Origin of the sequence: Thermoanaerobacterium thermosaccharolyticum DSM 571 (assembly GCF_000145615.1) — a bacterium.
Classification (GTDB): Bacteria; Bacillota; Thermoanaerobacteria; order Thermoanaerobacterales; family Thermoanaerobacteraceae; genus Thermoanaerobacterium; species Thermoanaerobacterium thermosaccharolyticum.
In genome coordinates this window covers 894,244-908,455 of the sequence record NC_014410.1, presented here as the reverse complement: position 1 = coordinate 908,455, position 14,212 = coordinate 894,244, and the positions used below count along the sequence as shown (strand labels likewise).

Sequence of the window (14,212 nt, the reverse complement as noted above, 5' to 3'; positions counted from 1 at the left end):
TTTATTAAAGGAGGCTAAAGGATTGACAAAAAAATTAAAAAGCGACATCATGTTAATCTTAGTCACAGTCATCTGGGGGTCCACTTTTATAATAGTAAAAAATGCAACAAGCGTAATACCTGTGTACAATTTTCTGTTTTTAAGATTTTTAATTGCATTTATAGTACTGGCAATCCTGTACGGCAGAAGGTTAGTAAATATAGATAGAAAAACATTTATTGTTTCAGTCCTTGTTGGTACAATGTTATTTTTAGGCTATGCATTTCAAACATTAGGTCTAAAATACACTACAGCATCAAAATCTGGTTTTATAAGTGGATTCAATGTGGTGCTTGTACCTATTCTGGAAGCTTTCTTTTTAAAAGCAAAATTGTCAAAGACATCGCGGATAAGCGTCATATTAGCAATGGTAGGGTTATTGCTTATAACAACAAACGTTGATTTAAAGATAAACTTTGGGGATTTCCTTACTTTTTTGTGTGCAGTATCATTTGCATTTCAGATCGTCTTAATTGCAAAATATGCACCATCTGTGGATACTATTTCGTTTGCAACGATACAAATCCTGGTTGTTGCGACTCTAAGCGGGATTTTATCATTCATATATGAAAAACCAACCATACCAACAAACAAAACCGTATGGTTTGCACTTATATTGACTGGCATTTTTGCAACAGCTTTTGCATTAACCGTTCAGAATACGATGCAAGCAAACACATCGGCTACACATGCAGCTATTATTTTTTCACTGGAACCTGTCTTTTCTGCCATCACAGCATTTCTAGTGGCTGGCGAGGTTATGACATTGAAATCTATAATCGGCGGTTTTTTAATGCTTTTAAGCATGATTTTATCTGAAATGCCGTCTAAAGATAAATTAAGGGCTTAAAAAAGCCCTTTTTAATATGGTTTTATTATTTCACCTGAAATGGCATCTATCAAGTTTGAATAAATAGGATCATCTACAGTGTAAACTGGTATTATATCTTTGCCTTCTGGTTTGTAATATTTTAAAGAGAAGTTTCCATTCTTTAAGTATTTATCTGTTATCTCATCTTGCGTCATGATGTTTGACGGCATCGGAATCGGTATGTCGTAATTTTTATAAGTATACGCTGATACATTTCCTTTTCCATCTACATCAACAGTAATTCCGTTATTGATAAATGGAATATTGTACTGTTTAAGCGGAAATACAAAGTGGTATCCGTAAACTTCTTCACCTGTTTGGTTTTCAGTATTACTTCTGAAATCGAGATAAGGTACTATGTCTTTGAAATTATCCTTTATAAATGATTCCGCTTTTTTTAATGCAGTTTCCCGGGAAATTGATAAACTTAAATCACTTTTTGTGCTTTTCAGCACATCTACGACATTACCTGTATTTGCATTAACTGCCACGTGTAGATATCCTATTCCATTAACTTTATTCCATGCAAATGTCCAAACATTTAAATCAAGGCCTGCGTATTTTTCGATGTATGCTGTGTTTTTTAATTCATAGTCTTTAGATGCATATTTCGACGCTATATTATATGCTTCATCTTTTGTAACAGGCTTACTAGATTTATTGTAAAATTTGTCCAATGTGATTTTTCCTTCATTTCCTTCACCTGTGTTTTTTAATTCAACTTTAGTTCCATTTATATCAATTATATCACCTGTATATGCATTTATCATGTACTGAGGTGATGGTGAAACATAGACAAGCTTCACATCACCTTTATTTTTGTCATATATTATCGTGTATACTAATCTAGGCCTTAAATATCCTTTAAAAAGTTTTGTAGCTTCATTTATATCTATTACATTTTTAAGCGTAGGCAGGTCTCCCTCTGTCCAATCGTACGTATAATGTGTAACATATCCTGTCTTTTTGTCGACAGATACATTTATTGTGTCGTATAAAAACTTCACACCATTCTCTTCTCTTCTCCATTTAAAATTGTATTCTCTATAAGTGTCATTTTCATGTGCGCTATCAAACTTGTATTTGCTAAGTTTTGTTGGCTTTACCTTATTTAAAAATTCATCCGCTATTTTTTTTGCATCATTTCTGTTTAAATTTTTGCTTCCATTATAATCAGATATAAAATTATACCTTATAATATCTCCAGTTTTTGCATTTAGAGTTATTGAAGTATTTTCAAAAATATCATTTTTAGTATAACTCAATATCCACACTGAATCTTTATTTGTAAATTCTCTGTATTGGACGTTTAAATTATCGTATTTTATATCTCCCAGCTTGTCTTTTACAATTGAGATAGCTTTTTCTTTGGTAATAATATTGTCAATTTGGGCAGCATAAACATTAAATGCCCCTGTCAATATTATGAACATCAATATTATGGCTGTTATCTTTTTCATATAAAAACACCTCCACTATTTTCTCCTATTTAGATTTTAGTCTAAATAGGATGTTTTTATACACAATCGTGGAGGTATTTTTTATATATTTTTGTATTTTTTTGCAACACTCATTCTGACGAGGGCACGCTTTAAAGCAGCTTTTGCAAGCAGATACTCATGCTGGCTTTTCTTCTGTCTTAACCTTTCTTCTGCTCTCTGTTTTGCTGCTTCTGCCCTCATAATATCTATCTCTTCAGGCCATTCGGCAGCATCTGCCAGTATTACTACATTATCTTGCTTGACTTCCATAAATCCGTTTGATATGCTGGCTTCTTTCCATACATTGTCATTTTTTATCTTGAGTGTGCCTATACCAAGAGCCACCGTCATAGGTATATGCCCTTTTTGTACTCCGACTTCTCCAACACTTGTTGTAACAATGATTTCCTCAACATCTCCATCGTAAAATTTGCGATGTGGTGTCAAAACTTCGAGGTGGTATTTGTTGTCCATATTATACACCTCACTTCATTTCTTCGGCCTTTTTGTACACTTCATCAATATTTCCTACCATGAAAAATGCTGCTTCTGGTATATCGTCCATCTCACCATCTACTATTTTCTTGAAGCCTTCTATTGTCTCTTTTAGTGGGACATATTTGCCTGGTATTCCGGTAAATGTCTCAGCAACGAAGAAAGGCTGCGACAAAAATCTCTGTATCTTCCTTGCCCTGTAAACCGTAAGTTTATCTTCATCTGATAATTCATCCATACCAAGAATAGCTATGATATCCTGCAGCTCTTTGTATTTTTGCAGTATCTCCTGTACACGCCTTGCTACATTGTAATGTTCTTCACCGACAATGCTGGGCTCTAATATTCTCGATGTAGAATCAAGTGGATCAACAGCAGGATAAATGCCCATCTCAACGATACTTCTAGATAGAACTGTCGTCGCATCAAGGTGCGTAAATGTTGTTGCAGGCGCCGGGTCTGTCAAGTCATCAGCAGGCACATAAACCGCCTGAACAGATGTAATTGATCCGCTCTTTGTAGAGGTTATTCTCTCCTGCAATGCTCCAAGCTCTGTCGCAAGTGTCGGCTGGTAACCAACGGCAGACGGCATTCTGCCCAAGAGAGCGGACACTTCTGAGCCTGCTTGTATAAACCTAAATATGTTGTCTATAAATAGCAAAACATCCTGATGCTTTTCATCCCTAAAATACTCTGCCATTGTAAGGCCTGTAAGTCCAACTCTCATTCTGGCTCCAGGTGGCTCATTCATCTGACCGAATACAAATGCTGTCTTATCTATAACACCAGATTCTTTCATCTCATGCCACAAATCATTGCCTTCACGGGTTCTCTCTCCTACACCTGTAAAGATTGAATATCCGCCGTGTTCTGTTGCTATATTTCTGATTAGCTCTTCTATTAAGACTGTCTTACCAACACCAGCACCACCAAAAAGCCCGATCTTGCCGCCTTTTGCATATGGCGTAAGAAGATCTATGACTTTTATGCCTGTCTCCAATACTTCTGTAACAGGGCTTTGTTCCTCAAAGCTTGGTGCATTTCTGTGTATAGATACATATTTATCTGCTTTTACTTCACCAAGGCCATCGACAGGTTTTCCAAGCACGTTAAACATTCTGCCAAGCGTTCCTTCGCCTACCGGTACAGAAATTGGCCCGCCAGTATCAAAACATTCCATCCCTCTCTTTAATCCATCAGTAGACGACATAGCGACACACCTTACTGTATTGTCACCTGTATGCTGCGATACCTCAACAATAATCTCGTCATCATTAAATGGTATTTTAATCGCATTGTTGATGGGTGGCAAATCTTCGTCAAAACGTATATCAACAACCGGACCTATTACCTGTGTTATATAACCCTTTTTCATATTAGCCTCCATTCAATATCTAAAATTTTATTTTAAAATGTAGCATAACTACATCTAAACTGATGAACCTCCAATTATCTCTGAAAGCTCCTGCGTTATAGAAGCCTGCCTTAATCTATTATATTCTAGAGTGTACTTTGCTATCATTTTATCTGCATTTGAAGTTGCACCGTCCATTGCAACCATACGTGAAAAATGCTCAGAGGCAAAAGCATTTACTAATAAGCTATATACTATACCTTTGATATATTCAGGTACCAGTAGATTAAACACTTTCGTAGGCGATGGATCGTATATCATATCGCTTAAAATTTTTACATCCTTATTACTGTTAAAATTCTTTATGTCCAACGGCAATATTTTAATCGTCCTTACTATCTGCTTTAAACCGGCCATTTCTGTATATACTGCATAAATATCATCTATAATGCCTCTGTCATATATATCTACCAACAAATCAGATATCTCACCAGCTGCAGATGTAGTAGGATTTTGAGCAGTGTATAAAAATTCTACGTCTACGTTGTAACCCTTATTCAGGAAATAGCTGCGTCCTACTTCTCCTATCACCATGAGGTTTTGTGTATCGCCATCAATGACTTCTTCAGCCTGTTTTATGACATTGTGATTGTATCCACCACACAAGCCTTTATCGCCAGTTACGACAATAACGGCTTTTTTTCTAGCACCTTTGGCCTCATGCTGTCTTTCAAAATAATGGGATGTTGCCTCACCGCTGTGAATCAGTATATCTTCCATAGTAGACTGTATTCTTTCATAGTAAGGTCTCACATTGTCTAACATTAATTTTGCTTTCCTAAACTTTGCGGCTGATATTAGATTCATAGCCCTTGTTATTTTACGGGTCTCCTTAACACTTTTTATCCTTAACTGAATATCCCTTTTCCCCATTATGCATCACCTTTCGATGCGTATTTGCTCTTATACTCCTCGATGGCTGCCTTTAATTTTTCAATTGTATCATCATCTAACTTGCCTGTCTCTCTTATAGTTTTCTTAATATCCGGATAGTTTATATCAATAAATTCCAACAAATCTTTTACAAATTTCTTTACATCTTGAAGCTCTACATCCATAAGGTATTTATTCATAACCGTATATATCATTATGACCTGATCTTCCATCGAAATCGGCTGGTACCTCGGCTGTTTCGTTATCTCGACTATCCTCTCGCCTTGCTTTAGTAAATCCAGCGTCGATTTATCAAGATCTGAGCCAAACTGTGCAAATACCTCCAGTTCCCTGTACTGGGAAAGCTCCAATCTCATTCTGCCAGATACTTTCTTCATGGCTTTTTTCTGCGCAGCACCACCAACACGTGATACCGATAGACCTACGTTTATGGCTGGCCTAATGCCTGCATAGAATAGCTCTGATTCTAGATATATCTGTCCATCTGTTATTGATATGACATTTGTCGGTATATATGCTGATATATCACCTGCAAGGGTTTCTATTATAGGCAGTGCAGTAATTGATCCCCCACCCATGTCATCAGAAAGCCTTGCAGAGCGCTCTAGTAGCCTTGAATGCAGGTAGAATACATCTCCAGGATATGCTTCTCTTCCTGGTGGCCTTCTTAAAAGGAGCGAAATCGTTCTGTAAGCTACTGCGTGTTTTGAAAGGTCATCATATACTATAAGGACATCTTTCTTGTTGTACATGAAATACTCTGCCATTGCACATCCAGCATAAGGTGCTAAATACTGCAGTGCTGCAGAATCACTGGCAGTTGATGCTACAACAGTCGTATAAGACATAGCCCCAAATTTCTCTAATGTATTTACAAGGCCAGCTATTGTAGAGGCTTTTTGCCCGATTGCAACATATATACAGTAAACATCTTTATCTTTTTGGTTTATTATTGTATCAACTGCAATAGCAGTTTTTCCTGTCTGCCTATCTCCAATTATTAGCTCTCTCTGCCCTCTACCAATTGGAATCATAGCATCTATTGCCAAGATTCCAGTCTGTAGTGGTGTATCAACAGGCTTTCTTTTTATAATAGGTGGAGCTGGATATTCTACAGGCCTTGTTCCATCGCTTTTTACAGGTCCTTTACCGTCTAGAGGTTGACCTAGTGGATTTACAACTCTGCCTAAAAGACCATATCCTACAGGTACTTCAACTACTTTTCCGGTACGTTTTACAGTAGTACCTTCTTTAATTGCTTCAGGATCGCCAAGAACTATCACGCCTACGCTATCTTCTTCTAGGTTCATAACCATCCCGTAGACGCCATTTTCAAATTCAACCATTTCGCCATATATAGCTTCATCAAGTCCATATATCTTGGCAATTCCATCACCAGCAGTTATTACATGTCCTACATCCTCTGTCTTAATGGTAAAATCAAAGTTCTTTATTTTATTTTCCAGAATAGATGTTATTTCTTCAGGTTTTATATCCATATATTCACCTTCTATTTTATAGAGTACTTTTTATCAACTTGCAGTTACAAGATTCTTGAGAAGTGTATCAAGTTTTCCTTTTATAGATCCATCAATAACTTTATTCCCTATTAATATCTTAAGCCCACCAAGTATAGACTCGTCCACAGTTGAGTTTATATAAACTTTCTTATTAAAATTTGATTCCAGTCTATTTTTGATTCTTTCAAGTGTATCAGAGTTCAATGGATGTGCTGAAATTAGAATTGCATTTATGATTCCTTTGTAGTCCATGTACAATTTGTTGTACTCATTAAATATCTCATCGAAAATTGATTCTCTGTGCTTTGATATTATCAATTTTAAAAAGTTGATTACTTCTCTGTCATAACCTTCTAAAATCGCATCGACAAAGTTCATTTTTTGTTTTAAATAGATTCCTCTATTTGTAATAATTTTGTATATTTGCTTATTTTTCAACATATTTAAAATGCCTTTAAGTTCGTCATAATACTTTTCGATATTGCCGTTTTCTTTGGCTGCGTTAAAAAGAGCACGTGCATATTTTTTCGCTATTACTTGTTCCAAGATGCACCTGCCTCCTTAACCACCTCATTGATTATTTCATCATCATCAACGTTAATATTGCCAATGGCTTTCGAAGCAGCTTCTATTATAAGATGTGACAAGTTAACTCTTAAATCGTGCATTGCTTTAATCTTCTCTGTCTCTGCTTCCTCTTTTGCCCTTTCTATTATGGCTTTCGCTTCTGTATTTGCCTCTTCTATTATCTTTTCTGCCTTTTCTTTAGCATATTTTTCTGCTCTATCGATGATAGCTTTGCCCTCATCGTCTGCTTTTTTTAATATTTCTTCATACTGTGCTTTTAAATCATTAGCTTCATGAACTTTCCTATCTGCTTCCTCCAATGAATTCCTGATCTTTTGTGACCTTTCTTCCATAAATTTTGTCACTGGTTTAAATAGAAACTTTCTCAATATCAAGTACAAAACAACAAGATTTATGATGGTAAAAATAAAAGTATACGGATTTATAAGGCTCAAATTATTACCTTCTTTCGTATCATTATGCTTTCATGAAAAATATTATCAAAAAAGCAACTAATAACCCATATATAGCAGTTGCTTCAGATAAAGCGCCACCTAGAAGTAAAAGTTGCATTATACTACCTCTTGCCTCCGGCTGCCTTGATACAGCTTCAACCGCCTTTCCTGTAGCTATACCTATACCAATTCCTGCACCAATACCAGTTATAGCTGCAATTCCTGCTCCTATTGCCAATAAATTCATTTCTCATCTCTCCTTTTATTTTTTTATTTATATTTTACACATAAATCTTTCTAATATCAATTTTTTATTATAAATTAACTTGCTTTCATTCTACAGCTTCTTCAATATAAAGCATTGTCAAAAACACAAATACTACCATCTGAAGTGCACCATCAAACAAATCGAAGTAAATGCTGAATATGGCTGGAACGACTATTGGTGCTACTTTACTTATTAAATCCATTATTATAAATGCTGCAGTAATATTGCCAAATAACCTGGCTGCCAATGACAACGGTCTTGTGAACATATCAAGTACTTTCATGGGAAAATTAATAGGCATCGGTTCAAAAAATGATTTTGCATATCCTTTTATACCCCTCGCCTTAACAGATGCAATTATGACTACTATGATAGACATAATAGCCAGTGCTGATGTGGCACTTAAATCTTTCGTTGGAGGTGTTAATCCAAATAAATCGATAGTATTTGCCAATATTAAATACAAAGCCACTGTTCCAAGATAAGGTGCAAATGATGACCAATACTCACCAAGGGCATCTTTAGTAAATGAATTTAAGCCATCTACTATAGTTTCAACAAAATTCTGCACACCTGTAGGAACAAGTTTCCAGCCTCTTGTAACGATAAGTGATGCTATAGTAAGTATGATCATTATTATCCACGTTACTACAACTGTTGTCGTCACAGGAATACCGCCTAAAATAGGGATTGTAAATACTACCGACTGTCCTATCTCCACTCGTATCACCCCTTTCTCTCATTGATAACTACAATTATAATACTTCAGAATGTAAATTTCAAATATTGTTTTCATAATTTGAAAACTTCATTATTTTGACAATTATCTATCTCTTCCGTCTTCCATTTTAATTGTGATTCAACTTATTTATATCGTCTGTTGACGCAATCACAACCAAATTATCGCCTTCCATTATTATATCGTCAGCAGAAGGAGTAATTTTAATATTATTTCCCCTTTTTATCGCAATAATATTTAAGCCAAACCTTTGTCTTAGTTTCAACTCATTCAAAGATTTGCCTATCCAGTCTCTAATGGCTATTATTTCAACGATGTTGTACTCTGGCGAGAGCTCTATAAAATCAAGTATATTCGATGATATGAGACTGTAAGCTAATTTTACTCCTGCTTCCTTTTCTGGAAATATGACTCTATCTGCGCCAATTTTAAGCAATACTTTTGCATGAAGTTCATTCTGCGCTTTTGCTACGACTGTTTTTACACCAAGCTCTTTTACCATAAGTGTAACCAAAAGGCTCGTTTGTATGTCTGTTCCAGTGCCTATTATTGCAACATCAAAGTTTCTTACACCTAAAGATCTTAGGACTTTTTCGTCTGTCGCATCAGCCTGTACTGCTCTAGTTACGCTATCTGAAATGTTCTGAACTAATTCTTCAGAACTATCTATTGCAAGCACATCACATCCAAGTGTATACAGCGTCTTTGCAACACTTGACCCAAATCTTCCTAAGCCTATTACTACAAATTGCTTTCCACTCACATTTTGACCTCCTAACCGATCAGTACATTGCCCTCAGGGTATTTCATCACCGCATTTGTATTTGCATGTTTGCGAACTAGCGCATATATAACTGTCAACGGCCCCACTCTTCCTGCATACATTGTCAATACTATTATTATCCTTCCAGTAATATCTAGATGCGGCGTCAAACCCATTGTGAGACCTACAGTGCCAAACGCTGATATAACTTCGTAGAAAATTGGCAGAAAGTTTGCTTTCTCAAATACTGATAAAAGTAAAACATCAAAAAGCACTATAAACATACTTATGCAAACAACTGAAAGTGCCCTATATACTTCATCTTTCGGAATTCTTTTGTCTAGTATTTCCGTATCTTCTCTGCCTTTTATTACTGACAACAGAGTCATTACGATGACTGCAAACGTTGATGTTTTTATACCACCACCTGTAGAACCAGGTGATGCACCTATAAACATCAATATGACTGTAAAGAAATTTGAAGCATCTGTCATCTTTGCAATATCAATGGTGTTAAATCCAGCAGTCCTAGGCGTTATAGATGCGAATAATGATGATAGTACTTTCCCTTTAAATGAAAGGTATTTCATCGTTTCAGGATTGTCATGCTCTAATAAATAAAATATTAAAGCACCGACCACGATTAAAATTGATGTCGTTATGATTACAACTTTTGAGTGTAGAGAAAACTTTTTAAAATATCTTTTATCGATTATCTCATACTGCACTGTAAATCCTAAACCGCCAAGAACGATCAATGCCATTATCACAAAATTTACAATGAAGCTTTCAGTGTACTGCGTCAAACTTTTAAAATTACCAAAAATATCAAATCCAGCATTATTATAGGCAGATACTGAATGAAATATCCCTTTAAAAATCCCTTCCCAAAGTCCGAATTGAGGAATAAACTTAAATGATAATAACGCTGCGCCAATGCCTTCAATTACAAATGTGCTTATAAGTGCATATCTTATAAGCCTAACTATACCTTGCGGTGTCAGAGCACTCATGGCTTCCTGCATAACAAGCCTTTCTTTGAAAGTTATTTTTTTACCCATTATCATAAATAAAAGGGTTGCAAATGACATAAATCCCAGTCCGCCTATTTGTATGAGAAGCATAATAACCGTCTGACCAAACCTAGACCAATATGTTCCAGTATCAACTACTACCAAGCCTGTAACACATGTTGCTGATGTTGCTGTAAACAAAGCAGTTGTAAAATCAGTCGTGTTATTATTTCTCGAGGATATAGGGAGCATTAGGACAAATGTTCCTACTAATATTACTGCAGCAAACCCTAAGGCAAGCACCTGTATCGGCGTTATAGTGCTTAAAGTATGCTGTACTTTTTGCCTTACAGTCATTTCTTCATCTCCAAATATAATGCTCAATTATTGAAATTTATTTTCCACGATCTCATTAATAGTAGAAATGCTTTATGTTTATCCAGCATCATCTTTTTTAGCAATCATTGCAATTTCCCCCCAAAAATATAAAAAACCTGAAGTCTTCAAGTTTTTTAACTTCTCCCTTAAAAGCCTACGAGGTTAGCTGTCGGGCTAGGATTTAAGAGAACTTAACCCTATTCTTTCGAATTTCGCCCCAGTTATTGGGCCCCCCGTTTCCATTGGAATTAGGCTTATTTCATTACCTTAATTATACAACCGGTACTTTTCAATAGCAAATGTCAATCACACATCATATAACTTCATTTTTAATCAAATTAACTGATATTTAACGAATACACTGAATAATTCTCCATTATCGTCATTAATCTTCAATTCTTTTATTGTCCTCAAGAATAGAATCTAAATAGGTGTAGATATTATCTACACCTGTTTTCTTCAAAGATGAAAAAGGTACAATTTTACCTTTATCGACTTCAAGTGTCTCAGATATGACATTTAGCGACCTTTGAATTTCTTGCCTATTCAGCTTATCTGACTTTGTGGCAACAACAACATAATTTAAATTTCTATGTTTTAAATAATTCATCATTAGAACATCATCATCTGTGGGCTTATGCCTGATGTCTACAAGCATTATTGCCCCTTTGAGATATTCTGAAACATTTAAGTAAGTCTCAATATTTATTGACCACTGTTTTTTCATTTCTTTTGAAACCTCAGCATAGCCATAGCCAGGAAGATCAACTAAGTAAAATGAATTATTTACAAGGTAAAAATTAATACCTTGCGTCTTTCCCGGTTTCTGACTAACTCTTGCGAAATTTTTCCTGTTAACTATGGTATTTATAAAGGATGATTTGCCTACATTCGACCTGCCTATTACAGCAATTTGTGTTAGCCCGTCATCTGGATATTGGTTTTTATTGTATGCAGCAACTTTGAGCTCTATTGATTTGATTTTCATCTGAATTCTCACCTACTAACGATATTTTTAAGACTTCATCGATATTTGACACAAACTTGAATTCCAACTTCTTCTTGACACTTTGCGGTATCTCGTCTAAATCCCTTTTATTATCTGCTGGTGCAATTATCTTAAGTATACCGGCCCTGTGGGCAGCCAAAACTTTTTCCTTTAAGCCGCCAATAGGCAATACTTTTCCGGTCAGTGTGATTTCACCTGTCATGGCTATATCACCTCTTACCGGTACCTTTTTAATGGCTGAAACCATCGCTGTCACCATTGTTATGCCAGCAGACGGACCATCTTTTGGTATTGCGCCTTCTGGCACATGGATGTGTATGTCCAGGTTTTTGTAAAAATCTTTATTTATACCCAATGTATCAGCATTAGATCTTATATAGCTGAATCCTGCCTGTGCAGATTCTTTCATGACATCTCCTAATTGCCCTGTCAACGTAAGTTTTCCTGTCCCAGGCATAGTAGTTGCTTCAACTGTAAGCGTGTCACCGCCAACTCTAGTCCATGCAAGGCCAGTAACCATGCCTACTTTGTTTTGCAAGTTTGCTTTGTCTATCCTAAATAGTGGCTTTCCAAGGTATTTTTGCAGATTTTGTTTCCCGACTTTTATTGACTTGGCTTTATCTTCCACTATAGTTTTAATGGACTTTCTTACAACTTTTGCTATATTCTGCTCTAACGCCCTCACACCCGCTTCCCTTGTGTACTCTGATATTATGCCGATGATAGCTGAGTCTTGTATCTTTATAATTTCATCAGTTGCTCCGTGTTCTTTTAATATTTTGGGAACCAAATGTTCTTTTGCAATGTGCAATTTTTCTTCTTCCGTATATCCAGATATATATATGACTTCCATTCTGTCAAGAAGTGGAGCTGGTATTGTGTCTAATGTATTAGCTGTTGTTATAAAAAGCACCCTTGACAAATCAAATGGCAAATCAATGTAATGATCCCTGTATGTAGAGTTTTGCTCTGGATCCAAAACTTCCAGCATTGCTGATGCTGGATCACCCCTAAAATCAGAACTCATCTTGTCTATCTCATCCAAAAGAAAAACTGGATTTTTGGAACCCGCAATCTTTAATGAATTAATTATTCCACCAGGTATTGCCCCCACATATGTCCTTCTATGTCCTCTTATCTCAGCTTCATCTCTAACTCCACCTAAAGACAACCTTACAAATTTTCTATTCATTGCCCTTGCGATAGATTTTCCAAGGGATGTCTTTCCTACGCCAGGAGGACCTACAAGGCATAGAATCGGGCTTTTCATCTTTTCGTGATAACTTCTTACTGCTAAAAACTCCAAAATCCTCTCTTTTACTTTCTTTAATCCGTAGTGATCTTCATTCAAAATTTTTTCTGCTCTTTTAAGGTCAAGCACGTCTTTTGTCTCTTCATTCCACGGCAAGTCCAAAAGCCAATCTATGTACGTCCTAACAACGGATCCTTCTGCAGATCCTGGCCCCATCCTGCTTAATCTTCTCAACTCTTCTTTAGCTTTTTCTTTAACATAATCAGGCAAATCTTTTGACTCGATTTTTTCTTCATATTCATCTATTTCCTGATCTATTTCATCAGATTCTCCAAGTTCGGCTTTTATAGCTTTTAATTGCTCTCTTAAATAATACTCCCTTTGGCTTTTGTCTATCTGTTTGTGGACCCGCATATTTATTTTTTTCTCTATTTCAAGTATATCAAGCTCTTTCAATATAAACCCTAATAGCTTCTCTAATCTTTCCTTCGTATCAAAACACTCTAAAAGCTCTTGATTTTGGCTTTGATTTAAGCTTAAATGCTCTGTTATAACGTCAGCAAGCCTTCCCGGCTCTTCTACAGATACAACATTGTAAATACTGTCTAATGGTATTTTTGATGAAATACTAATATATTCCTCAAAAGCCGATGTCACGCTTCTCATCAATGCTTCCAATTCACTGTCTTTTTGTATCTCAGTATTGTCTATTTTCTCTATAACCTCGACTTCAAAAAAACTTTCAGAACTTATCAGATTCTTTAATTCAGCCCTTGATATACCTTCAACAAGAACTCTTACAACTTCGCCAGGAAGCCTCAACATCTGTTTTACTTTCGTAATCGTACCAACGCTATATATATCATCTATTGTAGGTTCATCAATATCAGCATGTTTTTGCGTAACTAAAAAGACAAGCTGATTTCTAAGCATGGCTTCTTCAATAGCCTTAACCGATTTTCCTCTTCCTACATCAAAATGTAAAACCATATACGGAAATACAGTTAAACCTCTTAATGGGACCATCGGCAGTATGTATTTCTTGTCCATAATG

Annotated in this window: 14 protein-coding genes and 1 riboswitch; of the genes, 1 reads left to right on the top strand and 13 read right to left on the bottom strand. The window is 35.9% G+C overall.

Translation table 11 applies throughout. The features are described 5' to 3' along the window. The first annotated feature begins 22 nt into the window (after positions 1-22). A complete protein-coding gene (locus tag TTHE_RS04470) occupies positions 23-889 on the top strand; it encodes a DMT family transporter (RefSeq protein ID WP_013297405.1) in 867 nt (288 codons plus the stop codon). A gap of 11 nt (positions 890-900) precedes the next feature. On the opposite strand, the gene TTHE_RS04465 is transcribed toward TTHE_RS04470, so the two are convergent. The 13 genes from TTHE_RS04465 to lon form a co-directional block, all read right to left on the bottom strand. Beyond that, a complete protein-coding gene (locus TTHE_RS04465; RefSeq protein ID WP_013297404.1) occupies positions 901-2,370 on the bottom strand; it encodes a YcdB/YcdC domain-containing protein in 1,470 nt (489 codons plus the stop codon). A gap of 81 nt (positions 2,371-2,451) precedes the next feature. Further along, positions 2,452-2,865, bottom strand: coding sequence for a F0F1 ATP synthase subunit epsilon (locus TTHE_RS04460; protein WP_013297403.1), 414 nt, complete (start codon positions 2,863-2,865; stop codon positions 2,452-2,454). Positions 2,866-2,875: 10 nt separating this feature from the next. Beyond that, entirely contained in the window at positions 2,876-4,261 is a 1,386-nt protein-coding gene (gene atpD, locus TTHE_RS04455; protein ID WP_013297402.1) for a F0F1 ATP synthase subunit beta, read from the bottom strand. Between the two features lie 54 nt (positions 4,262-4,315). Then, entirely contained in the window at positions 4,316-5,173 is an 858-nt protein-coding gene (gene atpG, locus TTHE_RS04450; protein WP_013297401.1) for an ATP synthase F1 subunit gamma, read from the bottom strand. Further along, the gene (gene atpA, locus TTHE_RS04445; RefSeq protein ID WP_013297400.1) at positions 5,173-6,693 is read right to left on the bottom strand and encodes a F0F1 ATP synthase subunit alpha; all 1,521 of its coding nucleotides are present in this window, start codon (positions 6,691-6,693) and stop codon (positions 5,173-5,175) included. Before atpA ends, atpG begins: the two co-directional genes overlap by 1 nt. Before the next feature lie 33 nt (positions 6,694-6,726). Continuing rightward, on the bottom strand, positions 6,727-7,260 hold the full coding sequence (atpH, locus tag TTHE_RS04440; RefSeq protein ID WP_013297399.1) for an ATP synthase F1 subunit delta: 534 nt from the start codon (positions 7,258-7,260) through the stop codon (positions 6,727-6,729). Further along, positions 7,248-7,736, bottom strand: a complete 489-nt coding sequence (gene atpF / locus TTHE_RS04435; RefSeq protein ID WP_013297398.1) for a F0F1 ATP synthase subunit B — start codon at positions 7,734-7,736, stop codon at positions 7,248-7,250. Before atpF ends, atpH begins: the two co-directional genes overlap by 13 nt. 22 nt (positions 7,737-7,758) lie before the next feature. Further along, positions 7,759-7,983, bottom strand: coding sequence for an ATP synthase F0 subunit C (atpE, locus tag TTHE_RS04430; protein ID WP_013297397.1), 225 nt, complete (start codon positions 7,981-7,983; stop codon positions 7,759-7,761). Positions 7,984-8,068: 85 nt separating this feature from the next. Then, positions 8,069-8,725: a F0F1 ATP synthase subunit A gene (locus tag TTHE_RS04425; RefSeq protein WP_013297396.1), complete on the bottom strand. Its 657-nt coding sequence runs from the start codon at positions 8,723-8,725 to the stop codon at positions 8,069-8,071. A 127-nt stretch (positions 8,726-8,852) separates the two neighbouring features. Then, the gene (locus TTHE_RS04420; protein ID WP_013297395.1) at positions 8,853-9,506 is read right to left on the bottom strand and encodes a potassium channel family protein; all 654 of its coding nucleotides are present in this window, start codon (positions 9,504-9,506) and stop codon (positions 8,853-8,855) included. An 11-nt stretch (positions 9,507-9,517) separates the two neighbouring features. Further along, complete coding sequence (locus tag TTHE_RS04415; RefSeq protein WP_340371404.1) at positions 9,518-10,903, bottom strand: TrkH family potassium uptake protein; 1,386 nt, start codon at positions 10,901-10,903, stop codon at positions 9,518-9,520. A gap of 130 nt (positions 10,904-11,033) precedes the next feature. Next, positions 11,034-11,162: riboswitch (cyclic di-AMP (ydaO/yuaA leader) on the bottom strand. A gap of 120 nt (positions 11,163-11,282) precedes the next feature. Continuing rightward, entirely contained in the window at positions 11,283-11,885 is a 603-nt protein-coding gene (gene yihA / locus TTHE_RS04410; protein WP_013297393.1) for a ribosome biogenesis GTP-binding protein YihA/YsxC, read from the bottom strand. Continuing rightward, positions 11,842-14,211 (bottom strand): endopeptidase La, encoded by a 2,370-nt coding sequence (gene lon / locus TTHE_RS04405; RefSeq protein WP_049774947.1) that lies wholly within the window; start codon positions 14,209-14,211, stop codon positions 11,842-11,844. The genes yihA and lon overlap by 44 nt, the downstream gene beginning before the upstream one ends. Between the last annotated feature and the right edge of the window lies 1 nt (position 14,212).

What these genes read in the sequence shown, in the direction of transcription:
- TTHE_RS04465 (WP_013297404.1), bottom strand. Translation starts at nt 2,370, where the DNA reads ATGAAAAAGATAACAGCCATAATATTGATGTTCATAATATTGACAGGG.
- TTHE_RS04460 (WP_013297403.1), bottom strand. Translation starts at nt 2,865, where the DNA reads ATGGACAACAAATACCACCTCGAAGTTTTGACACCACATCGCAAATTT.
- atpD (WP_013297402.1), bottom strand. Translation starts at nt 4,261, where the DNA reads ATGAAAAAGGGTTATATAACACAGGTAATAGGTCCGGTTGTTGATATA.
- atpG (WP_013297401.1), bottom strand. Translation starts at nt 5,173, where the DNA reads ATGGGGAAAAGGGATATTCAGTTAAGGATAAAAAGTGTTAAGGAGACC.
- atpA (WP_013297400.1), bottom strand. Translation starts at nt 6,693, where the DNA reads ATGGATATAAAACCTGAAGAAATAACATCTATTCTGGAAAATAAAATA.
- atpE (WP_013297397.1), bottom strand. Translation starts at nt 7,983, where the DNA reads ATGAATTTATTGGCAATAGGAGCAGGAATTGCAGCTATAACTGGTATT.
- yihA (WP_013297393.1), bottom strand. Translation starts at nt 11,885, where the DNA reads ATGAAAATCAAATCAATAGAGCTCAAAGTTGCTGCATACAATAAAAAC.